Genomic DNA, 20,132 nt, shown 5'->3' with positions numbered 1-20,132 from the left:
CAGCGTCCGTTTGCAGCCCTGCTCCGCGCCGGCGACCGGTCTTGTCGGCCACAGCCCACCCGCGATCTGAAACTGAAATGTCGGGCGCCCGGGAAACACCGCTTAACGCCCGCTAACGTTTCCCCGAACAGGGGCGAAACGAATCAGGACCGAATCAGCGACGTTCGCCGATTCAGTGTTTGTTCCCTACTAGCTATTGTAGCTGAAAGCGCATTAACCACAAATCGGTTTCATGGGGCGGGCTATTTGGCCGCAGTCTGGTCGGGCGGGCAGTCGGCTGACAGGCGCTTGGCGGTCATGGTTCCGGCCAGCGGCAGGCCGTTGATCGTCTTCAGCTGGATGTTCAGCTTGAAGCGCTCGGGCGTGTAGCTGCCCTCGGCGGTCACCGGGGCGACGCGGTCCTTCTTGTCGGTCCACGACCCCTTCAGCCGGATCTTGCCGTTTTGGACCACATTGGTGGTGTAGTCGCAGCGATACTTGCGGGTGCAGATGCCGCGCGAGAACTGCTCGACATCGGCGGGCTTGAGGCAGCGGGTCTCGTTGCCGGCGGGGATCGGGCCGATCCGATAGTCGTACTCCCAGTGACCGGGGAGAATCGTCGTCTTGCTGGTTACGGGGGCCGCAACCGGGGTCGCGACGCGACTCGCCGCGCTGACCAGCGGCTGGGCCAGGCTGAATCCGGCCGTGGCGACGCCGACGGCGAGGGTCAGGGCGCAGGCGGCGAGGGTGGTCGAACGCATGGGGCGGGTCTCCTTCAGGCGACTTCTATATAAGGCGCCAGATGAACCGTGCTTGAAGGCGGCGCGGGTGGGGCGGGTTGCTTTGCGGCCGCGAAGTCGGCGCGCGCGCTCAAACCCAGACCAGCCTTGACTCAAGGGCGGGCCTTCGCCTATATCGCCCGCTCTCGCGCGGCCAGCTCGTCCGGCTCGCGTGTCCGAATTCATATCTTAGCGGGCCAGGCTCTTCTCAAGAGGGCGGGGCTTCGCCCAAGCCAAGGTAACCACCATGTCGCGCCGTTGCGAACTTACCGGTATCGGTCCGATGGTCGGCCACAATGTGAGCCACTCGAACATCAAGACCAAGCGCCGCTTCCTGCCGGCCCTGTCGCCCGCCACGCTCCAGTCGGAGTCGCTGGGCCAGAGCTTCAAGCTGCGCATCAGCAACGCGGCCTTGCGCACGCTCGACTTCAAGGGCGGCCTGGACACCTTCCTGCTGGGCGCCAAGGACGAGCAGCTGTCGCCGCGCGCCCTGAAGATCAAGGCCCAGGTGAAGGCCAAGGCCAAGGCCGCCGCTCAGGCCGCCTAAGGCTTCAAGCCTTTCAAGGCTGACGAATTCGAAAGCCCGCCGGGAGCGATCCTGGCGGGTTTTTCGTCGTGGTGAATCCCTCTCTCTTTGAGAGAGGGAGGGGCCCGCGCCGCAGGCGTGGGAGGGTGAGTGGTTACGACGTCAGCCGCATACCCTCGAACCATCTAGCCGCTTTCCGTCACTGCCCTGTCCGGCAAAAGCGTACCCACTCACCCTCCCACCGCTTCGCGGCGGGCCCCTCCCTCTCTCCATGAGAGAGGGATTTTCCTCAGAAATCCATCGTCAGGAACAGCGCCGCCGCGCGCGGGGCGTTGACGTCGTAGGTGGCGCTGCTGACCACGCGCCAGTCGAAGACGTCGGTTAGGTTGGTGACCTGCAGGCGCAGCAGGGCCGGGGTCTTGCCCATGTCGAAGCGGTAGCGGAAGCCTGCGTCCCAGATCGTCGCGGCCGGAGTCGAGACGCGGTTGAGCTGGTCGGCGGTGCGGCGGCCGTGATGGTTGGCGGCGAAGGTCAGGGCCAGGCCCTCGACCGGCGTGGCCCATGTGCCGCTGAGCGTCAGGGTGGCGGCGGTCTGACCCACGGGCTTGGGGCCAAGGCGGCCTTGCGCGACCGGGGCGCCGGTGACGCGCGGGCGCATCAGGACCGCGCCCGCGACAAGGTTCAGGCCCTCGATCGGCGCGCCCGTCACGCTGACCTCCAGGCCCCGGTGGCGCACCACGCCCATCTCGCGGAACACATTGACCTCGTCGGGCGCGAAATAGGGCTTACGGACGTCGAAGGCGCCGGCGACCAGCCGCAGGTCGCCCGGCATGACCCAGCGCACGCCCGCGTCCCACTGGTCGGTCATGATGGCCGGCAGGGCCTGGGTGCGGTTGGCGGCGCTGTCGGGCGCGACGCCGCTTTCCTCCAGGCCGCGCGTCACGCTGCCATAGAGGGCGAGCCGCCGCGTCAGGGTCCAGGAGGCGGCGGCGTTGTAGAGCCAGGCGCTGTCATGGGTGAGGGCGGGCGCGACGCCGGGGCGACGCACGGTCTTGTCGTAGTCGGTGCGCTGCAGGCCCAGCATCAGCGAGCCGCGACCGCGCCAGCGCAGGTCATAGGCCGCCCCGCCGGTCCACTGCTTGACCTTTTCGGCGGTGCGGGCCCCCAGCACGAAGGTCGGCGGCGGGGTGTTGATCGGATCCTCCAGCCGCACCGTCCCGAAGTTGTAGGCGCCGCCGCCGCCATAGAGGCTGTCGCGCACCCGGCCGCGCACCGAGGCGTGCAGGCCATGGGAGAAGTCGCCGCTTATGATGACGCGGCTGATCCGGGCCTCGCCGCTGGTGGAGACGATGCTCTGCGGAGGATCGCGGCTGATCCGGCGCGTCGCCAGGCCGTCGGCGGTGATTCCCGTCAGGACGTGGGCGTAGTTCTCGCGCGTGTCCTGCTCGGAGCGGAACAGGCCCAGCGACAGGCCAAGCTTGGCGGGCAGCGGCGCATGAACGATGAGGCCGCTGTTGGTGGCGACGTTGCGGTTGTCGGCCCAGCTGGGGCCGACATAGCGGCGGCGCGCGACCTCTTGCGGCAGCACGCCGGGCGCGGCCACGTAGATCGGCGCCATCTCGCGGTTCCAGGTGTCGACGCGGCTCCAGAACGGAAGAATCTGGACGCCGGGGGTCGGACGCCAGCGTGCGCCCAGGGCGTAGGAGGCATAGACCGCGTCCGCGCCGCTGCCGTACTCGTCGTCAAAGCCGGCCACCCCGCCGAACAGGCTGAGCGTGTCCGAGACCGGCAACTGGCCGTCCAGCTCCAGTCGGCCGCCGTTCAAGGCGCCATAGCCCGCCAGCACGCTCAGCACCGGCTCGTCGCCGGATGGGCGGATGCGGAAGTCGACCACGCCGGTCGGGGCGGGGAACAGGTAGTTCTGCGCCGCCAGGCCCACGCGCACGACATTGCTGGCCACCAGGCGGTCGGTGAAGCTGGCGGGGCGGTCGACATACAGCCCTTCCAGCCGGATGTTGCCGGCGGTGATCGGCGAAAAGCCGCGCACCTCGCTGGCGCTGTACAGGCCCACCCGCTCATTGCCGATGCTGGCGCCGAAGGCGTCCTCGGCCCCGGCGACGGCGTTGTCGCCCACGCGCTGGGCCAGGGCCGCGCCCGGCGCGACGACGGCGGAGGCGAAGAGAAGCGCCGTCAGGCGGCGGGAGGGGAAACGCATGTCGAACGCACTCGCAAGGGCCAGGGCGAGCGATTCCCGCGCGGGTTCAGCGCGCGATCCTGAGGGCTCCCCCTGTTATTCTGTAACAGGGGCAATGCGGCAAATGCGCGAGTTTGGCAAGGCGCGACGCCGGGCATTCCGTTGACCCGGAGCGTCGGGCGGGGCCCAGGCAAGGCGAACCCCGCCGCGACCTGCACCGCGGCGGGGTTTGAAAGCTTGGCGCCAGGGTCGATCGCTCACCGCGAGACGACAGCGCCCGTGGCCGGGTCGGCGGCGAAAAATCGCGCCGTCTTGGCGCTCAGTTTCGACCGCAAATACTGATATATTTCGCGCTGTTGAATGGAATGTCGCGGTAAAATTCGCGCCGAATTCGGCAAAAATACTTATCGAAAATTGGACCTGAAAATAGAACAATTGTGGAAAACCTATTTCTAGGTCATTATTGTTTTATTGAATATCGCACTGGCTCGGTCGCTCTCCACGCTTGCTCTTCGGATCGAGCTTCGGGCCTACCAAGAACCTCTCCGACAATTTGATCGTAGGGCCTGTTTGAGGCCTCGCGTCACCACATCTGAAAGATACAAACATGGCTACCGGCACCGTAAAGTGGTTCAACGCCGCCAAGGGCTTTGGCTTCATTCAACCCAGCGACGGCTCTGCGGACGCGTTCGTCCACATCTCGGCCGTCGAGCGCTCAGGCCTGGGTTCGATTGATGAAGGCCAGAAGCTCAACTACGAGCTCGAACGCGACCAACGCAGCGGCAAGATGTCCGCCGGGCAGTTGACCGCAGCGTAACGACAAGAAGGGGCCGGGCAGCACACGCTACCGGCCCTTTTTCTTACTCAGGCTCACGGGCGTCTTCGTCCGCCCGGGTGAGCGCCAGCCCAGGCTGGGCCTTCAGCAGATAGGCAAGCCTGTGCTCAAGTCTCCGAAGGTTTCATGATCTCGACCTACGATACGAAATTCTCCACGCGCCTCGAAACCGCCGCGGCCGCCAAGGCGCTGCTGATCGCCAAGCTGCGCCCCAAGGCGGCGGTCACCGACCCGCTGTTTGCGCAGCGTGAGGCCTTGCGGGCGATGGAGCTCAACGCGGTCCGGGCGGCGCGCCTGCAGACGCGCGCCGACGCCAAGCAGGCGATCGCCGAGGCGCAAGAGGCCGCCGTGCAAGCGCAGGCCGCCCTCGACGCCGAGGCTCTGGCCGCCAAGCGTGGCGCCCGCAAGGAGCGCAAGGTTCTCAGCGCCGCCGACGCCAAGGCCAAGCGTGACGCCAAGTACGCTGCGCGCCAAGCCCGCCGCTAACCCGACCGCTCACCCGGTCCAGGTCTCGGACGCGTCCTGACGCACAACCGGTGGCCACAACCGCGTTCCGGTCTTTTCGCTCGCTCGCATTCAAGGACATTCATGAACAAGTCTCTCGGCGAACGCATCGTCATCACGGTCTGCCGCAATGAGGGCCTTTGGGTCGCGGAGGAGGCCGGCGTCTACTTCGGCGCATCGGCGGACAAGGACATCGCCAAGGCGTCAGCCGCGAAACGCGCTCGAGAGCGCATGGTTCAGGGCCACGCCTGCCAGATTCGGATCTCGGGCGAACATGGCTTCGCGATCTGACCGGCTGATCCTGGCGGGTCCGGCGAACGTGGCGGCGGTTCTATGACGCTGCCGTCCGGTCAGATGAAGGCGCTGAGGAATCTCTCGCGCAAGCGGTCCGGCGAAGACGTCGATTGGATCAATATCGGCGACGCCCGTGCGCTCACCGATCTTGGTCTGGCCGAGCGCGGACGGGCGGGGTGGATGATCACGGACATGGGTGTCGATCTCGTCCAGCGCCTGGACCAGGCTCGCGACTGACCATCAACTTCGGCGGGGCGCCGCAAGGGAGGGGCTTGCGCAGCTCACCGCTGCTCCCGGCGCGAGTCTCCGACACGGTCCCAGGCAAAGCAAAACCCGCCGCGACCTGTGCCGCGGCGGGTTTTGAAAGCTTGGTACTTGAAGGTGTCGCTTAGCGCGAAACGACAGCCGGGTTGGCCGTGTTGTAGGCGGTCAGGGCCGGGCTGTTGAGCTTGGTGACGGCGTCGTTGACCGAGGCGCGGATGCAGGCCGGGTACAGGTAGCCGGCGAGGGCTTCGCCACGGACGTCCTTCCAGCAGACGGTCGAGGCCGCCTTGACGATGTCGGCGCGGACTTCGGCGGCCGGGCGACCGGCGACCTTGACGCGGACTTCTTGAGCCGAGGCCGGAACGGCGACCAGGGTGGCGATGGCCGAGGCGGCCAGAACGAGCGAGCGGATCATGTCGAAGTGTCCAAAAAGGAGGTTGTGATCAACCCCCTCCAGACGCGTTCCTCTGACGGCCGGTCCCCGGTCTGTCGCCTGTTGGGCCGTCACTGAGCGTATAGCGGCGCTTTTTTGAGTGATCAATGATTATGTTGCGGCGCACGCATGAAATTTTGCGGCGCCGTTATCAGCGCAGCTGGGGCTCGGCGCAGGCGCCTGGCGGGCCTGCGCGCACGAAAAGGCCCGCGAGCGGGGGGCTCGCGGGCCGATCTCAGGCGAGGGCGTGGCCCTTAGCGCGCCGCGAGGCGCAGATAGGCGGTGCGGCCCTTGGCCTTGTCGTAGGCGCGCAGTTCGGGGTTCTTGGCGCGGACCACGGCGTCGCGCGTGACTTCGCGGATGCAGTAGGGGGTCAGGTCCGAGGCCTTCGGATTGCCCGCCAGGTCTTCCTTGCAGAGTTGCTGGGCGGCGCTGACGATTTCAGCGTGGACGACCGGCGCGGCGCGGCCGCGAACCTTGACGGTGATTTCGCCGGCGTTGGCGGCGGAGGCGGAGACAGCCATCACGGCGGTGACGGCGATAGCAAGCATGCGGATCATTTTGGTAGTCCCGGAAAGGAGGTTGAGTGCAACCGCCTCCCGACGCGTTCCTCTGACGGCCCCCAGGATCTCGCCTCGTCGTCCGTCCCCACCATCAATGTATGACACCGGTGTCTATCGCAAGTGCGAAGCGCGCGATCTCACGAAAATGTTAGCGGTACCATTTCGTTGCCAACGAAACCAGTTTCGGCGCGCGGACCCGCCGGGTCAGGGCTTGCGGACGGGCTTCTTCTTGACGGGCTTGGGCGGCAAGGCCGGCGGGGGCGGCGGCGGGACCCAGTCGAAGGCCAGCAGCAGGGTGCGCTGGCTCTCGGTCGCGTTGTCGTCGGAGATCAGATAAACGCGCGTGCCGCCCGAGGGCGAGCGGGTCAGGGCCACGCCCTCGACATTGTCGCGCGTGGTCGAGCCCTCCAGGCGCAAGGTGGCCGAGATGCGCTGGCGGGCGACGGGCACGGTGGGGTCGGCGACGAAGCGGACCATGACGCGCCAGCCGCGCACCGGATCAAAGCCGCGATGCAGGGTGGCGATGGCCGGGCCGGCGAACGGCGCAAAGCCCGACAGACCCCAGGTGAAGTCCGGGCCCGATTGCGGCGGCAGCGCCTTGCAGTCGGCCGACAGCCGGCAAAGCCAGACCTCGCCCTCCTCGCCGCCGACGATATAGGCGTCAGGACCGGCGACCGAATAGGCGGCGATGGCCTCCAGGCCCTCGTTGTCGGGCAGCACGGTTGCGGGCTTCGGCGCGGGGCGGGGCGTTCCCCAGCCGCCGTCCGGCGTGACCGGATAGAGCCAGATGCGGTGATCGCGCTCGAAGCTGACCAGGCGATCGCCATTGGGCAGCACCGCCAGGCCTTCGGCGTCGGCCTGCTGCTTGCCCTGGATGGGTTGGCCGTCGAGCCCCCGCAGCGGGCGCAGCTTGCCGTCGGTGAGCCCGGTCAGGCGGCCGTTGGCGTCCAGCTGGATCTTGGCCTCGAACAGGTCGCCGTCGTCGGTCAGGGCCATCAGCTGGCCCTCGGCGCCGACCGCCAGGTCCGACAGGCCGTGCAGTCGCGTGGTCGTGGCGCTGGTCAGCACCAGCCCGCCGGCATAGGTGAAGCCACCGTCCAGGGTGGTCTTGGCCGCGTTGGTGGCGTCCAGCGGAACCGGCGTGGCGGTGACGGCGATCTCGGGTCCGACCTTGACCGGCGCGGGCGGGGCGACGGCGACCGGCGGTCGGCGCGGCGCGCACTGGGTGGCCATGCCGCCCAGACCCGCGACCACGCCCAGCACAAGCGCCGTACGTAGACCGATCACGCGGGGACCTTAGCCGCCGTCTTTGAGACCTGCGGCATGACGACCGGCGGCGGGGCCAGGAGGCCGCGCGTGCGGGCGATCTGTCGGGGCTCTTCCTCGAACAGGGCGGCCAGCTGCTCGACCAGCACCCCGCCCAGTTGCTCGACGTCGACGATGGTGACGGCGCGGCGATAGTAGCGGGTGACGTCGTGGCCGATGCCGATGGCGATCAGCTCGACGGGGCTCTTGCCCTCGATCTCGGTGATGACCTGGCGCAAGTGCCGCTCCAGATAGTGGCCCGAATTGACGCTCAGGGTGCTGTCATCCACCGGCGCGCCGTCGGAGATCACCATCAGAATGCGGCGCTGTTCGGGCCGGGCGATGATCCGCTGGTGGGCCCACATCAGGGCCTCGCCGTCGATGTTCTCCTTGAGGAGTCCCTCGCGCATCATCAGGCCGAGATTCTTGCGCGCGCGTCTCCAAGGCGCGTCGGCGGCCTTGTAGATGATGTGGCGCAGGTCGTTCAGACGGCCCGGCGCGGCGGGCTTGCCGGCCTTGATCCACTCGTCGCGGCTGGTGCCGCCCTTCCACGCGCGGGTGGTGAAGCCCAGGACCTCGGTCTTGACGCCGCAGCGCTCCAGGGTGCGGGCCAGGATGTCGGCGCAGATCGCCGCCACCATGATCGGGCGCCCGCGCATCGAGCCGGAATTGTCGATCAACAGGGTCACGACCGTGTCGCGGAACTCCTGGTCTTCCTCCTGCTTGAACGACAGCGGCGCGGTCGGGTCGATGATCACCCGCGTCAGGCGGGCGACGTCCAGCATCCCTTCCTCGAGGTCGAAGGTCCACGAGCGGTTCTGCTGGGCCAGGAGGCGGCGCTGCAGCTTGTTGGCCAGGCGCGAGACCACGCTGGAGAGCGCGGTCAGCTGCTGGTCGAGATAGGCGCGCAGCCGCGTCAGCTCCTCGGCGTCGCACAGGTCCTCGGCGTCGACGATCTCGTCGTGGGCCGTGGTGAAGATCTTGTACTGCGGCTCGCCGCCCTGGCCGGTGCTGGTGTCGGGACGGGCCGGCTTGGCGCCGTCGCCCATCTCGGGGCTTTCGTCGGACTCCTCGGGCTCGCCCTCCTGGTCCGACTGGACCATCTCCTCGTCGCCGGACTCGCTTTCGCGGTCGGTGGCCTCGCTCTCCTGGGGCGCGGAGCCTTCCTGCTGCTCGCCTTCGCCCTCGCCCTGGTCCTCGTCGGAATTCTCGGTCGGGGCGTCGTCCTCGCCGTCTTCCTCGTCGGCGCTGTCGGTGGCGTCGGCCATCTCTTCGGAGAGATCCAGGTCGCGCAGGATCTCGCGGGTCACCCGAGCGAAGGCGGCTTGGTCGTCGATGGCGGCGGCCAGACGGTCCAGATCCTTGCCGGCCCGGGCCTCGATGTCATTGCGCAGGATGTCGACCAGGGCCTTGGCGCCGTCGGGCGGCGCATCGCCGGTCAGGCGCTCGCGCACCATCAGGCCCAGGATCTCGGCCATCGGCGCGGACTGGCGATCGGTGGCGACGGCGCGGGTCAGGCCCTGCTTTTCCAGCCGGGCTTCCAGGGCGGCGGTCAGGTTGGCGCGCACGCCGCCCAGCGCGTTGGCGCCGATCGCCTCCAGCCGCGCCTGCTCGATCGACTCGAAGGCGGCCTGACCGTCCGGGGAGCTGGGCCGCGCGCGGGCGTGGGCCAGCGGGTCGTGGTGCGCCAGGCGCAGGGCCATCTGGTCGGCCAGACCCCGGATGCGGGCGGCTTCCCTGCTGCTGAGGTCGCGCGGCGGATGCGGCAGCACCGCCCGGTTGCCCAGGAGCTGGGGACCATCGCCCGAGAACACGACCTCCAGGTCCGGCGTCTCGGCGAGCGAGCGCGCGGCGTGCGCCAGGGCGCGCTTGAAGGGTTCGGTCGGGCTTTCGGGCTTGGAGGCCATGGCGTTCGAGTTAAAGGCGCCGGGCGGGGAAAACAAGGAACGCCGCGCGCTGTGGCGACGTTGATTTTGCAATCGCGCCCCGGGCGCGCTTCTGGAGGGAATTCGACATGCTCAAATGGGCCATTATCCTCGCCATCGTCGCCCTGATCGCCGGCGCTCTGGGCTTCAGCGGCCTGGCAGGTGCGGCGGCCGGCGTCGCCAAGATCCTGTTCTTCCTGTTCCTGGTCGGCTTCGTGCTGGTGCTGCTGCTGGGCGGCACGGTGTTCAAGGCCGCGACGGGACCGAAGTGAAATCCTCCCCCAGAAGGGGGAGGCGGCCGAAGGCCGGAGGGGGAGCGGCAAGGTCAGCAGAACTTCCCCCTCCGTCCGCTTCGCGGACACCTCCCCCGCTAGGGGGAGGATTTTCGGACCCTACTTCACCTCGTAGGCCTTGGCCTGACGATCGGCCAGGGCGACCAGGTCACCCATCTGCAGGTTCACGTCGATCAGATGCAGGCCCCAGTCCTTGAGGGTGATGGGACCGACGACGAGGTCGCCGCTGATGTCGTCGGTACGCGGATCGGCCGGGTCGGCGTTCACCTTGACCGACAGATAGGTGAAGTCACCCTGCGCCACGCACTTGGCCGACAACAGGTCCGGCATCGACACGAACGGCGTCGACACCGTCAGATCCTTGGCGAACGGCTTGGGCGTGGCGCCCGACACCGCGCCAAAGCCCTTGGCGCTGAGATAGGCGTTCAGCGGCGCGGACTCGGCTGAGGCCTTGCCCGCCAGCAGGCTGGCGGGGCTCACGCAGCCGGCGCGGCGGCCCTCGGCGTCGGTTCGGCCAAAGCGGCTGACGGGGGGCGGTGGGCTGGTTTCGCGGAACGAGACATAGGTCACCAGGCACCCGGTCTGATCGGCCTTGTCGCACAGCGGGATCGAGCCGTACTTGCCGTCGACGACCGGGGTGTTCATGCCGATGATATAGGCGGCGATCATCTGCTTCTGGACGGGCTTGCCGTCGACCTCGTTGGTCAGCAGCCCCTGCAGGACGCGGGCGCCCTGGCTGTGGCCCATCAGGATCACGGGCCGGCCCTTGTTCTCATTCTGCAGATACCAGGCCCAGGCGTCGCGCACGTCGCCATAGGCCAGGGCCGCATTGCCCGGCGCGCCCTGGCCCAGCATCACCGCGCGCAGGGCCGCCAGGGTCACCTGGCGGTACATCGGCGCGAACACGCGGCAGGTCGAGGCGAAGCGGGCCAGCTGCTGCTCGACCACCCGGCGCTCGGCCTCGTCGATGGTCATGTCGCTGTTGCCGCCCGGATCGGTCGACACCGTCGGATAGACATAGAAGCAGTCATAGGCCGGGGCGGCCGCGGCCTTGAAGGTCTCGACCGAGGTCTTGCCGTCCGCCTGGACGATCGTCGTGGTCTGGTCGACGGCGCAGGCGTCGGCGCGGCCGGGCAGGCACAGCCACGACTCGGGCTTGCTGTAGTCGTTGGGCGCAGGCGCTGCCGTCTGGGCGCTCGCCGCGCCCGCCAGCCCCAGGACCGCCATCGCCGCAAGGCCCGTCAAAGTCCGCTTCATCCCGATCTGCTCCCGCGCTCAAACGCTCGTTTGGGCGCGACAATGATCAAAAGAACGACGGTCGCCAAGGGGGCTTGGCCCGATCGTTGCGCGACGGCGAAGCCGCGTCCCGGTTCGGGACGGCCAGCAGGAGCGCGCGTCCGTGATCAGCTTCAAGACCCTTTGCCGACTGGGCGCCGCCACGCTCGCCGCGCTGTCGCTGAGCGCCGCGCCCGTCCTGGCCGACGGCTTCCCCGGGGCGCCGACGCGCAGCCCGGTCCCAAAACAGGCCACGCCCAAGCCGCGCACCAAGATCGTCTATGTCGATCGCCCGGTCGTCGTGGAAAAGCGCGTGCCCGTCTATATCGACCGCCCCACTACCCAGATCGTCGAGAAGGTGGTCGAAAAGCCGGTGATCATCGAGCGCCCGGTGGTCGTGGAAAAGCGCATCGAGGTTCCGGTCGAGAAGCTGGTCGAGGTGCCTGTCGAGAAGAAGGTCTACGTCGACCGACCGGTCGAGAAGAAGGTCTACGTCGACCGCACGGTCGAGAAGAAGGTCTACGTCGACCGCCCGGTCGAGAAAAAGATCTATGTCGACCGCGTCGTTGAGAAGGTGGTCGAGAAGCGGGTCGAAGTTCCCGTGCAGAAGATCGTCGAGAAGGTCGTGGAAAAGCCGGTCTATGTCGACCGCCCCGTGCCCAGCGACAAGCCCGCCGAGGTGGTCGAGAAGATCATCCAGGTGCCGATCTACGTCTATGTCGATCGCCCGGTTGCGACGCCGGCTCCGGGCTGCGCTCAGCCCTGCGGCTATGTCGAGCGCCCCGCGCCCTGCGTTGGTCCTTGCGGCTATCCGCAGCCCGCCCCTTGCGCCAGCCGTTGCGACATCCATTGGCGGCCCGCGCCGCCGCCCAGCTGCGGCCACCCTTGCGGACCGATCCCGGCGCCGACGCCCTGCGCCAGCCCTTGCGGCTATGGCGGGGTGATCGAACACCGCGAAGAGCGCTCGTCTTATGATGAGCGCCATGACGGCTACGCTGAGCTTCCGCCCTTGCCGATGGGCTATGTCGGGAGCGCCTCGGGCGGTCGCGGCGGCGGCTATGGCGGGGTTGGCCTGATCGGCGGCGGCGGCTGGCGCACCGGCGGCTATGCCGGCGCTTCGGCCTCGGCCCGCGCTTCGGCCACCGCGTCGGCGACGGCCTCGACCTCGATCCGGATCGGCGGCGGGGGCGGCGGCTGTTCGGGCTGCGGCGGCAAGCGCCACTGACGCCTTAGAGAGAGAGCCAGCGGCGCGGGTTCTTGTCGCCCAGGGCCCGCGCCTCGCCGGGCTTGAGGCCCAGGTCGCGCATCCGGTAGGCGACGATCTCGCGCAGCGCCTCGACCGGCTCGTGGCCGCCGACGGGGCTGGACGCCACTGGACCGGCGTTCATCGCCAGATCCACCGCCGTCCACTCGGCCTGGGCCCGGTCGGCCTTGCCGACGGCGAAGTAGTGTCGCACCGGCGCGCGCTCGCCGGGGACCTCGACCATCACGCCGATGACCCAGCCTTGAACGATCAGATCGGCGTCGGGGCGCTGGCGGAACATCCATTGGATGTAGCCTTGCCAGAGGGTGTCCGAAAGGGGCTAGCCGATCAGCCGGAACGCCGCCTGGCTGATCAGGCCCAGCACCAGCCAGACCGACAGGCCCAGGATCACCACCGACGGGCGGGGCAGCCGGCGGCGATGGTGTGAAGACTGCAAACGCACGAACGACATTGGGCGCCTCCATGCCTCAAGTTATGGCCAGGAGGTTAACGTCGAAAGGCGAGCCTGGCTCCGCGACCCATTGACCCGGCGGAGGGGAGGGGGAAGGCGCCAAGTCGCCCCGATCTACTCGGCGCTGGCCGGCTTAAGTCGCGCCGCCAACCAGTCGCCCGCCACCCTGACGCCCAGCCCATAGAACGGGACCATGACGAAGAAGAGCGTCAGCGTGACCCAACTGACGTTCTTGTCGATCAGCGCCAGGACGATGGCGATCGCATGCAGCGTGGTGAGGACGCTCTGAAACAGTTGGCGCATCGGTCACCTCCTTCTTCTGCGTCCGAGGTCTCGTCGACGTCCCGCCCAGCTCGTAGATCCCTATGGATCGCGCGGCGTCTTGCCCGGCCCGGCGAGGAAGAACCAGAGCACGCCCGCCCAAGCGAGCAGGGTCACGACGGCGCCGAAAGCGTAGGGTTGCTCAGGGAAAACGTCGCTCGACCGGCCCCAGGCCAGACCGATCAGCGCCGGCGCCAGGACCACAAAGGTCAGGTCTATGAGGAGTGGTCTGCGCCTGTTTCGCATCGGTTCCAGCCCTCGGCTCAAGTCTTGGGGAGCGTCGAGGCCGCCGCGACGAACGGACCGATGATCGCTGCAACAAGGATGAGGCAAACAGCTCCCGTGGCGGACGCGGCGGCGTGCAGCCGAAGACCCTTCAGGCCCATCGCCCGCCATTCATCGAGAGAGGAATAGCCGACCAGAAGGAGCGCCACGCCGTACAGGAAGAAGGGCGTTCGGGGATCGAGCGAAAAGCGCTCCAGAGACGACGCGAAACCGGATGCGATGAGAAGCCAGGCAGCCCATCGAATGGAGCGGCTCTGCAACACCATGGCCAGGGTCCTCCGCTTGCACGGACCTCTCACGGACATGTCCCGCAGACGCGATCGCCGCTTGAGGTGTTTTGAAGCAAAACTCGCCGCGAGGCTGTCGTTTCGAGAACTATCTCATTCTGTCGCGCAACACCGACCAAGCCATCGACGCCGCCAGAACCGCCGCCGCTCCGATCAGGATTGTGGTAACAGTGTCGTTCTCGGCAATGCCCGCTAGCATTAGGAGTAGGCATACAGTTATAGTTAGGGGGGGTGATCTTTTTTCCAAATTGTTTCTCCGACAAATAAGATTATAAAGGCTGTGATATATTATAATTCTGATGCCTATATCACAGCCTTCTCTAATCAATATTAGGATAGAGAACTAATCAGGGCTGCGTGTCCGCCAAGGCTAAGTGCGCCTGCGAAGGCTCCCACTGGCCCGCCCCACAGGAATCCGGCAGCGGCGCCCACAAGAGCGCCTGCGGCGGCATCTTCCAGAACACTTGTCAGCTTACCAGCCCCGGAGACTTCGTCGATGTCTTGCTCAGAAAGTTCGTACATCATGCGTCTACACCCCTAGTCCGCAAAAGTGACATACACGCCCACAGCGGCGCCGAGCAGAATGCCAACGGCAGCGCCTTGGAGGCCGCCGAAGCGACCTATCGACCCGCCGACGCCAGCGAACTTGAGAACATTTTGACCCAGTTCGCTCGCGCCCGAGACAGAGTCGACTTCCCCAATACTCAACTCACGCACGTCCATAGCCAAAGCCGTCATAGCTTTCTCCTGATGTTGAGAGTGCGATGCAATCCGGATTGCGGACACGACGATTGCGTGGGCTCCGCAAACCTGTCAAGGTTGTATATCGCCATTTTCTCGGTGAAGCTGTTTCTTGTCCGACCTGTTCCGAAAAGAGGCCGTTGTCCATGCCACGCGCCGGCTGGCTGGCGAGGTGGTGCTGGCGACCTCCGTCCCGTCCCGCGTCCTGGCGGGGCTTGTGTGTCTGGTTGTTCTGGCCGGAGCGACCTTTGCCGCTACCGCTTCCTACGCCCGCAAGGAGACCGTCGTCGGCTGGTTGACGCCGCAGGCCGGCATGATCCGGCTGGCTGCGCGGCAGGGTGGGATCGTCGCCAATGTGCATGTGCGCGAGGGAGACCGGGTCGTCGTCGGGCAGCCGATCGCTACCCTGACGCTATCGTCGGCTCTCGAGGGCGGTGACAGTTTTGCGGTCCTCTCGCGCAGCCTGGGCGCGCAGAGTTCGGCGGCCGGATCACGCGCCGCAGCGACCCAGGCCGCGCTCGCCGCCGAAAGCCGCCAACTGACCCAGCGTCGCGCCGCTCTGAACCGTGAACTGGCCGAGGCCAAACGCAGTCTCGCCTTGCAGACCGAGCGGCTGACCCTGGCGCGCGCCGAGGTCGCTCGCGCCGAAACGATCGCCGCCCAGGGCTTCCTGTCGCCGCGCGAGCTGCAGGCCCGCCGCTCGGCCGAACTGGCGGTCCAGCAGGAGGCCTCGACCCTGTCGTCCCAGGCGCTGAGCTATGAGCGGCAGATCGGCGAGGTGGACGCGCGTCTGGCCGCCATCCCCATCGACCTGCAGGCCGCTCGCGCCGAGGCCGCCTCGACCCTGGCTGGGCTGGAGCAACAGGCGACCCAGGTGGAGGCGCAGGGGCGCTATGTCGTCGTCGCCACCGTGGCGGGGCGCGTCGCGGCCCTGCCGGTCGAGGCGGGTCAAACCGTGGGGGTAGGGGCCGCCGTGGCCGTCCTGACCCCTGGAGACTCCGCGCTGGTCGCTGAGCTTTACGCCCCGTCGCGCGCTGCGGGTTTCGTGCGCCAGGGCCAGGAGGTGCGGCTGATGTACCAGGCCTTTCCGCACCAGAAATTCGGCGTCGGCGAGGGGGTCGTGACGGCGGTTTCGCGGACGGTCCTGGCCCCTTCGGAGGTCGCCATCCCGGGCCTTCAGGTGCAGGAGCCGGTGTTCCGCATCCGGGTGAAACTGGCCAGAGACAACGTCGCCGCCTATGGCGAAACCCTGCCGCTGCAACCGGGCATGTTGTTGAGCGCCGATGTCGTGATCGATCGACGGTCGCTGCTGGAATGGTTGCTCGATCCCCTCTACGCGGTCGGACGCCGTTGATGAACATTCCCGCCGAGTTGAACTTCGCCCGCCGGCGCCGGTTGCCGGTCATTGTGGGGGCGGAGGCCGCCGAATGCGGCCTGGCCTGCATGGCCATGGTCGCGCGCTACCACGGCCATGACGTCGATCTGAACGGTCTGCGCCAGCGGTTCACCCTGTCGATGTCGGGGGCGACCCTGCGCAGCATCATGGGTCTCGCCGATAGCCTGGGGTTCGCGCCGCGCGCCTTGAAGGTCGAGCTCTCGGCGCTGGACAAGGTCCGGCTGCCGGCGATCCTGCACTGGGATCTGAACCACTTCGTGGTCCTGAAGTCCGTCCAGGGCGGCCGCGCAGTGGTGCACGATCCGGCGCTGGGCGCGCGGACATATGCTCTGGAAGAGCTCTCGAAGCATTTCACGGGCGTGGCGCTTGAGCTCACGCCATCGGGGCGTTTCGAAAAGATCACCGCGCGCGCGCCGATCAAGCTGACCAGCCTTTGGTCCAGCATGGTCGGCTTCTGGCCGGCCTTCTTTCAGATCCTGGGTCTGTCGCTGGCGCTGCAGGTGGCCGTGTTCGCCATGCCGTTCCAGATGCAGCTGGTGGTGGACGAGGCGATCCTGCGCGCCGACCGAGACCTTCTTGCCGTCCTGGCGATCGGCTTCGGCGCGCTGGTGGTGCTCCAGTCGATGATCGAGGCCCTGCGCGCCTGGGCCTTGCAGGTGTTCGGGCAGATGCTGAGTTTCCAGGTCGTGGGCAATCTGGTTCGGCACATGATGCGGCTGCCCAGCGACTGGTACGAGAAGCGCCATGTCGGCGACATCCTGTCCCGCATCGGATCGGCCTCGGCCATCCAGGACGTGCTGACCCGAGGGGTGATCGCCGCGATCATCGATGGGCTGATGGCGGCGGTCGCGATCATCATCCTCCTCATCTACTCGCCGACCCTCGCCGCCGTGGTGGTGGGGGCGGTCGCGCTCAACCTTGGTCTGGCGCTCACGCTTTTCCCCGCGATGCGCGCACGAACAGAGGAGCAGATCCTGGAGAGCGCCCGGGAACAGTCCCATGTCATGGAGACCGTGCGGGCCGCGACCACGATCAAGCTCATGGGCCGCGAGGCCGAGCGTGAGAGCGTGTGGCGCAATCTCTACGCCAACGCCATCAACGCTGCGGTCTCGGTGGGCAAGTTCCAGATTTCGCTGAGCTTTACCCAGGCTCTGATCACCGGGCTTCAAACCGTGATCGTGATCTATCTCGGGGCCCGGACGATCCTGGCCGGGGATGGCTTCTCGGTCGGCATGCTGTTCGCTTTCCTGTCGTTCCGCCAAACCTTCACCGATCGCGCCAACGCCCTGATCAACCAGTTCATCCAGTTCAAGTTCTTGAATCTGCACCTAGAGCGTCTGGCTGATATCGTCACCGCAGAGACCGAAGCCGCCGACACCGCCGCGCCTCGGCTTGAGGTTGCTGGCGCCCTGCAGCTGAAGGACGTCTCCTTCCGCTACGGCGCGGCGGACCGTCCCGTCCTGCAGGGAGTGGACCTGGAGGTCGCGCCGGGCGAGTTCCTGGCCATCACTGGGGCGTCTGGCGGCGGAAAGACCACGCTTCTCAAGCTGATGCTGGGCCTGCGCGCGCCCACCGAAGGGACGATCACCCTCGACGGTCAACCGGCGTCGCCCCAGCTCTGGCGCGCCTGGCGCGAACAGGTCGGCGTCGTCGCTCAGGATGATCGACTTCTGTCCGGGACCATCGCCGACAACATCGCCTTCTTTGATCCCGATCTCGACATGGCGCGGGTTCAGCACGCCGCCATGGCGGCTCAGGTCCACGACGATATCGCGCGCATGCCCATGCAGTACCTGTCCCTGGTCGGCGATATGGGCTCGACGCTTTCCGGCGGACAAAAGCAGCGGGTTCTGCTGGCGCGCGCGCTCTACCGCCGGCCGCGCATCCTGGTGCTCGACGAGGGCACGGCCAACCTCGATGTGCAGACCGAGGAGTTGATCGCCGACCTGATCGCTCAGCTGCCGATCACGCGGATCGTTGTGGCCCACCGCCCGGCGTTATTGAAGCGGGCCAGCCGGATTCTCGTGGTCGAGGGCGGCGTGCTGTCCACCGCCCGCAGCGAGCTTTCGAGGGCGGAGCCTAAGAGCGCGGTCTTCTAACGACGGACTATCGTTCCCGGCCAAAGAAAAAGGGCGGAGCCTTGCGGCCCCGCCTTCCATTCATGAAACAGACTTAGAAAGTCGTTCGAAAGCGGTTAGCATTGACCCGGTGAGCTCATTCAAGAGGAGAGTAGGTAAATACACAAAGTATATATTTGTGATCGCTAAATACAAAGCCCAGCCAAAAATCAGCCGATTATTTGAAGCGAATGGAAATCTAGGAAGCGTATCCGCTATGATTGGGCCCTTCCATGCATATAATACGCTCCCAACTATCATTAGGGCCACAATAAATCCAGAATTATTAGTCATAATGGAAATAGTACTGGCGGCGAAAAACGAGATAATTACGATTATAGCCATCATAAATGCCCCGATTTTGGGGGATAGAGAGCATAAAACCAGATCGACATAGTGGTCTCTCAGCCCCAGAATCTCCCCGATCTTACTTGTTATCGGTGAAGCCCTCGATCATGCCCTTCGAGGAAGGGACTCCATAATGTCCAGCTGCGATCAGGAGTGCGCCGATGGCTATGGGCGCCCACCAGGGTCCGCCCGCCACAGGGCCGAGTTCTGCATCGTCGAGTTCACGCGCGTGCCTAGCAAAACCCGTCACGGCGTCCTCCATAAGCTAGAAGTTCATGGGCTCGATCCGGATCGCAGTCTTAGAATTGTAGCTTGAGCTCAACCCGGTCAAGACTGAAAAGCATCTTTTCGTTGCATTCGGTGCAACACAACCGTGTCCGAGCTCTTCCGCAGGGAGACCGTCAACCACGCCGTCCGACGCCTTGCGGGTGACGTGTTTCTGGCGAGGTCTGTCCCCTCCATCATCCTGGCCGGACGTCTGTGCCTGGCCATCACCGGAGCGCCGCGCGGAGCCGGAAGTCTCGCAGGCCTGACCGCGTGCCGGCCGGACCGCGCATAGAAAAAGGGCGGAGCCTTGCGGCCCCGCCCTTCGTCTTGTTCCGCAGAAGGCTGAGTGTCTGGACTAGAAGTCCATGTCGCCCAAGCTCCCGCGCTTATCTCCGGACCTTAAGGCGAGCCCGGGGCGAGTTTGAGGTTGGCGCTCATCTGACGCGCTAGATGGCCGAGCTCGACCTGTCCGCTGAAGCCCTTGGCCGAGCCGTAGAGCGCTTTGAGGTAAGCTCTGTCCCAGGCGGTGAGCTGCGACATTTCGGAGGGTTTTTCATTTGCAATATTCAATATAGAGGGAAATCCGGAAATCTTCGCGCTCGGATCTATACTGGAAAGCGCGACCACGCATAGATAAGAAGACAGTGTCGTAAGCTTCATTTCTCTGCGGGATATCAGGCTTTTATCCGCGATAATTGTGGCGCTCAGGATGCCGCTGGCGTGGGTCTGCCTGATCAAAGAGCCTGACGCTCCGTAGAACGCGGTGGTCCCGCCCTCGTCCTGGGACGTGGCGCCATAGCTTGGAACATCCTCGATCTGCCGCCAAATGCGGAAGGGTTCGGCGCTGTTCTGGATCCGCTCGATCGCCAGGGGCGAGGCCCCGGGGAAGGCGATCTTTCTTGCAGCGCGCGCCTTGACGATGAAGGCTGTCGGCTCGTCAGCAAAGATCACCGTCAGATTGGGTTTGCAGTCTTTGGTCGGCTGCGGGGTTCCTGCCTCGGAGGCGGCGGCCCGAAGGCGTCGCTCAACGGCCTTGTTCTGAGCCGCCGTCAATCCCGCCACCAAGGGGCACGGGGGGACGACCCAGCGGCTGACAAGCCCTGAGGCGCTGAGTTGAGTGATGCTGCGCGCAAAGCGCAGAGGCCCAGCGCCTGCGTCGGCCTCGACCAGAACGCTGCTGACCAAGTCCGAGGTTTGCGGTTCAGGCGACTGCGGCGGAGCCTGAGCCCAAGCGGGGCTGGCCAACAAGATCCAGCCGACGGCGAGATGCTTGAGGGGCGTCATGGGCGGCGCAACTTGCTTCCAACCGGCATGCGAGCGCCCCTTGGCCTATCGCAAGATTTGATAGACCGGCTCTCCCCCTGGCCTCGTACGCGTCGGGGACATTCGCCTGGGAGTCCGCCGGCAACTTGACGACCAACATGTAGCCAGACCCTAGGTCCAGATACAATCTTAAATGGTTATTGTCCTTCCCGTTATCGCGTCT

Annotated in this window: 23 protein-coding genes and 1 pseudogene; 9 read left to right on the top strand and 15 right to left on the bottom strand. The window is 66.4% G+C overall.

What is annotated here, in order from left to right; all coding sequences use genetic code 11:
• Positions 1-242: 242 nt before the first annotated feature.
• On the bottom strand, positions 243-740 hold the full coding sequence (locus CVUC_RS10265; RefSeq protein ID WP_164468063.1) for a DUF3617 domain-containing protein: 498 nt from the start codon (positions 738-740) through the stop codon (positions 243-245).
• Between the two features lie 265 nt (positions 741-1,005).
• On the opposite strand from CVUC_RS10265, the gene rpmB reads away from it, so the two are divergent.
• Positions 1,006-1,305: a 50S ribosomal protein L28 gene (rpmB, locus tag CVUC_RS10260; RefSeq protein WP_010918547.1), complete on the top strand. Its 300-nt coding sequence runs from the start codon at positions 1,006-1,008 to the stop codon at positions 1,303-1,305.
• Positions 1,306-1,573: 268 nt separating this feature from the next.
• Here the strand turns inward: rpmB and CVUC_RS10255 are convergent, their stop codons facing one another.
• Positions 1,574-3,499, bottom strand: coding sequence for a TonB-dependent receptor domain-containing protein (locus tag CVUC_RS10255; protein WP_096032516.1), 1,926 nt, complete (start codon positions 3,497-3,499; stop codon positions 1,574-1,576).
• 586 nt (positions 3,500-4,085) lie between these two features.
• Between CVUC_RS10255 and CVUC_RS10245 the strand changes: the two genes are divergently transcribed.
• From CVUC_RS10245 to CVUC_RS10230, 4 genes are all read left to right on the top strand, one after another.
• Positions 4,086-4,295 carry a cold-shock protein gene (locus CVUC_RS10245; RefSeq protein WP_010918551.1) on the top strand — a complete coding sequence of 70 codons (210 nt, stop codon included), beginning with the start codon at positions 4,086-4,088 and terminating at the stop codon, positions 4,293-4,295.
• Between the two features lie 144 nt (positions 4,296-4,439).
• Complete coding sequence (locus CVUC_RS19860; RefSeq protein WP_164468064.1) at positions 4,440-4,799, top strand: DUF6481 family protein; 360 nt, start codon at positions 4,440-4,442, stop codon at positions 4,797-4,799.
• 102 nt (positions 4,800-4,901) lie between these two features.
• Entirely contained in the window at positions 4,902-5,108 is a 207-nt protein-coding gene (locus CVUC_RS10235; protein WP_096032517.1) for a hypothetical protein, read from the top strand.
• A 42-nt stretch (positions 5,109-5,150) separates the two neighbouring features.
• Entirely contained in the window at positions 5,151-5,348 is a 198-nt protein-coding gene (locus CVUC_RS10230; protein ID WP_096032518.1) for a hypothetical protein, read from the top strand.
• Between the two features lie 151 nt (positions 5,349-5,499).
• On the opposite strand, the gene CVUC_RS10225 is transcribed toward CVUC_RS10230, so the two are convergent.
• The 4 genes from CVUC_RS10225 to cobT all read right to left on the bottom strand — a co-directional run bounded on the left by CVUC_RS10225 (position 5,500) and on the right by cobT (position 9,583).
• A complete protein-coding gene (locus tag CVUC_RS10225; RefSeq protein WP_024265585.1) occupies positions 5,500-5,790 on the bottom strand; it encodes a hypothetical protein in 291 nt (96 codons plus the stop codon).
• A 272-nt stretch (positions 5,791-6,062) separates the two neighbouring features.
• The gene (locus tag CVUC_RS10220; protein ID WP_193343187.1) at positions 6,063-6,368 is read right to left on the bottom strand and encodes a hypothetical protein; all 306 of its coding nucleotides are present in this window, start codon (positions 6,366-6,368) and stop codon (positions 6,063-6,065) included.
• A gap of 207 nt (positions 6,369-6,575) precedes the next feature.
• A complete protein-coding gene (locus CVUC_RS10215) occupies positions 6,576-7,658 on the bottom strand; it encodes an esterase-like activity of phytase family protein (protein ID WP_096032519.1) in 1,083 nt (360 codons plus the stop codon).
• The gene (gene cobT, locus CVUC_RS10210; RefSeq protein ID WP_096032520.1) at positions 7,655-9,583 is read right to left on the bottom strand and encodes a cobaltochelatase subunit CobT; all 1,929 of its coding nucleotides are present in this window, start codon (positions 9,581-9,583) and stop codon (positions 7,655-7,657) included. Before cobT ends, CVUC_RS10215 begins: the two co-directional genes overlap by 4 nt.
• A 107-nt stretch (positions 9,584-9,690) precedes the next feature.
• On the opposite strand from cobT, the gene CVUC_RS10205 reads away from it, so the two are divergent.
• Positions 9,691-9,873, top strand: a complete 183-nt coding sequence (locus CVUC_RS10205; RefSeq protein WP_010918559.1) for a DUF1328 family protein — start codon at positions 9,691-9,693, stop codon at positions 9,871-9,873.
• Positions 9,874-9,993: 120 nt separating this feature from the next.
• Here the strand turns inward: CVUC_RS10205 and CVUC_RS10200 are convergent, their stop codons facing one another.
• Complete coding sequence (locus CVUC_RS10200) at positions 9,994-11,151, bottom strand: DUF3089 domain-containing protein (protein WP_096032521.1); 1,158 nt, start codon at positions 11,149-11,151, stop codon at positions 9,994-9,996.
• 142 nt (positions 11,152-11,293) lie between these two features.
• Between CVUC_RS10200 and CVUC_RS10195 the strand changes: the two genes are divergently transcribed.
• Positions 11,294-12,394, top strand: a complete 1,101-nt coding sequence (locus CVUC_RS10195; protein ID WP_096032522.1) for an IMCp domain-containing protein — start codon at positions 11,294-11,296, stop codon at positions 12,392-12,394.
• A 4-nt stretch (positions 12,395-12,398) separates the two neighbouring features.
• On the opposite strand, the gene CVUC_RS10190 is transcribed toward CVUC_RS10195, so the two are convergent.
• From CVUC_RS10190 to CVUC_RS10160, 7 genes and pseudogenes are all read right to left on the bottom strand, one after another.
• The gene (locus tag CVUC_RS10190; protein ID WP_096032523.1) at positions 12,399-12,713 is read right to left on the bottom strand and encodes a hypothetical protein; all 315 of its coding nucleotides are present in this window, start codon (positions 12,711-12,713) and stop codon (positions 12,399-12,401) included.
• Between the two features lie 39 nt (positions 12,714-12,752).
• Complete coding sequence (locus CVUC_RS10185; RefSeq protein ID WP_024265586.1) at positions 12,753-12,884, bottom strand: hypothetical protein; 132 nt, start codon at positions 12,882-12,884, stop codon at positions 12,753-12,755.
• Positions 12,885-12,900: 16 nt separating this feature from the next.
• A pseudogene (locus tag CVUC_RS20395) lies at positions 12,901-12,987 on the bottom strand (hypothetical protein); the annotation flags it as partial.
• An 11-nt stretch (positions 12,988-12,998) separates the two neighbouring features.
• Positions 12,999-13,187 carry a hypothetical protein gene (locus tag CVUC_RS10180; protein WP_096032524.1) on the bottom strand — a complete coding sequence of 63 codons (189 nt, stop codon included), beginning with the start codon at positions 13,185-13,187 and terminating at the stop codon, positions 12,999-13,001.
• Positions 13,188-13,247: 60 nt separating this feature from the next.
• A complete protein-coding gene (locus CVUC_RS10175) occupies positions 13,248-13,451 on the bottom strand; it encodes a hypothetical protein (RefSeq protein ID WP_096032525.1) in 204 nt (67 codons plus the stop codon).
• 17 nt (positions 13,452-13,468) lie between these two features.
• A complete protein-coding gene (locus tag CVUC_RS10170; RefSeq protein ID WP_105212838.1) occupies positions 13,469-13,756 on the bottom strand; it encodes a hypothetical protein in 288 nt (95 codons plus the stop codon).
• A gap of 558 nt (positions 13,757-14,314) precedes the next feature.
• Positions 14,315-14,515 carry a hypothetical protein gene (locus tag CVUC_RS10160; protein WP_096032527.1) on the bottom strand — a complete coding sequence of 67 codons (201 nt, stop codon included), beginning with the start codon at positions 14,513-14,515 and terminating at the stop codon, positions 14,315-14,317.
• Positions 14,516-14,630: 115 nt separating this feature from the next.
• Here CVUC_RS10160 and CVUC_RS10155 point away from each other — a divergent pair, with 115 nt between their 5' ends.
• Complete coding sequence (locus tag CVUC_RS10155) at positions 14,631-15,872, top strand: HlyD family secretion protein (RefSeq protein ID WP_012640036.1); 1,242 nt, start codon at positions 14,631-14,633, stop codon at positions 15,870-15,872.
• Positions 15,833-18,013 (top strand): peptidase domain-containing ABC transporter, encoded by a 2,181-nt coding sequence (locus CVUC_RS10150; RefSeq protein WP_096032528.1) that lies wholly within the window; start codon positions 15,833-15,835, stop codon positions 18,011-18,013. The genes CVUC_RS10155 and CVUC_RS10150 overlap by 40 nt, the downstream gene beginning before the upstream one ends.
• A 1,032-nt stretch (positions 18,014-19,045) precedes the next feature.
• Here the strand turns inward: CVUC_RS10150 and CVUC_RS10140 are convergent.
• Positions 19,046-19,930 carry a hypothetical protein gene (locus tag CVUC_RS10140; protein WP_096032530.1) on the bottom strand — a complete coding sequence of 295 codons (885 nt, stop codon included), beginning with the start codon at positions 19,928-19,930 and terminating at the stop codon, positions 19,046-19,048.
• Positions 19,931-20,132 lie beyond the last annotated feature (202 nt).

It is taken from the genome of Caulobacter vibrioides (genome assembly GCF_002858865.1).
In the GTDB taxonomy this organism is placed as follows: Bacteria; Pseudomonadota; Alphaproteobacteria; order Caulobacterales; family Caulobacteraceae; genus Caulobacter; species Caulobacter vibrioides.
The sequence above is the reverse complement of the archived record's forward strand: the minus strand, read 5'-3'. Positions and strand labels throughout refer to the sequence as shown.

Coding starts and splice junctions, on each gene's coding strand:
- CVUC_RS10265 (WP_164468063.1), bottom strand. CDS start 740: ATGCGTTCGACCACCCTCGCCGCCTGCGCCCTGACCCTCGCCGTCGGC.
- rpmB (WP_010918547.1), top strand. CDS start 1,006: ATGTCGCGCCGTTGCGAACTTACCGGTATCGGTCCGATGGTCGGCCAC.
- CVUC_RS10255 (WP_096032516.1), bottom strand. CDS start 3,499: ATGCGTTTCCCCTCCCGCCGCCTGACGGCGCTTCTCTTCGCCTCCGCC.
- CVUC_RS10245 (WP_010918551.1), top strand. CDS start 4,086: ATGGCTACCGGCACCGTAAAGTGGTTCAACGCCGCCAAGGGCTTTGGC.
- CVUC_RS19860 (WP_164468064.1), top strand. CDS start 4,440: ATGATCTCGACCTACGATACGAAATTCTCCACGCGCCTCGAAACCGCC.
- CVUC_RS10235 (WP_096032517.1), top strand. CDS start 4,902: ATGAACAAGTCTCTCGGCGAACGCATCGTCATCACGGTCTGCCGCAAT.
- CVUC_RS10230 (WP_096032518.1), top strand. CDS start 5,151: ATGACGCTGCCGTCCGGTCAGATGAAGGCGCTGAGGAATCTCTCGCGC.
- CVUC_RS10225 (WP_024265585.1), bottom strand. CDS start 5,790: ATGATCCGCTCGCTCGTTCTGGCCGCCTCGGCCATCGCCACCCTGGTC.
- CVUC_RS10220 (WP_193343187.1), bottom strand. CDS start 6,368: ATGATCCGCATGCTTGCTATCGCCGTCACCGCCGTGATGGCTGTCTCC.
- cobT (WP_096032520.1), bottom strand. CDS start 9,583: ATGGCCTCCAAGCCCGAAAGCCCGACCGAACCCTTCAAGCGCGCCCTG.
- CVUC_RS10205 (WP_010918559.1), top strand. CDS start 9,691: ATGCTCAAATGGGCCATTATCCTCGCCATCGTCGCCCTGATCGCCGGC.
- CVUC_RS10200 (WP_096032521.1), bottom strand. CDS start 11,151: ATGAAGCGGACTTTGACGGGCCTTGCGGCGATGGCGGTCCTGGGGCTG.
- CVUC_RS10190 (WP_096032523.1), bottom strand. CDS start 12,713: ATGTTCCGCCAGCGCCCCGACGCCGATCTGATCGTTCAAGGCTGGGTC.
- CVUC_RS10185 (WP_024265586.1), bottom strand. CDS start 12,884: ATGTCGTTCGTGCGTTTGCAGTCTTCACACCATCGCCGCCGGCTGCCC.
- CVUC_RS10180 (WP_096032524.1), bottom strand. CDS start 13,187: ATGCGCCAACTGTTTCAGAGCGTCCTCACCACGCTGCATGCGATCGCC.
- CVUC_RS10175 (WP_096032525.1), bottom strand. CDS start 13,451: ATGCGAAACAGGCGCAGACCACTCCTCATAGACCTGACCTTTGTGGTC.
- CVUC_RS10170 (WP_105212838.1), bottom strand. CDS start 13,756: ATGGTGTTGCAGAGCCGCTCCATTCGATGGGCTGCCTGGCTTCTCATC.
- CVUC_RS10160 (WP_096032527.1), bottom strand. CDS start 14,515: ATGACGGCTTTGGCTATGGACGTGCGTGAGTTGAGTATTGGGGAAGTC.
- CVUC_RS10150 (WP_096032528.1), top strand. CDS start 15,833: ATGGTTGCTCGATCCCCTCTACGCGGTCGGACGCCGTTGATGAACATT.
- CVUC_RS10140 (WP_096032530.1), bottom strand. CDS start 19,930: ATGACGCCCCTCAAGCATCTCGCCGTCGGCTGGATCTTGTTGGCCAGC.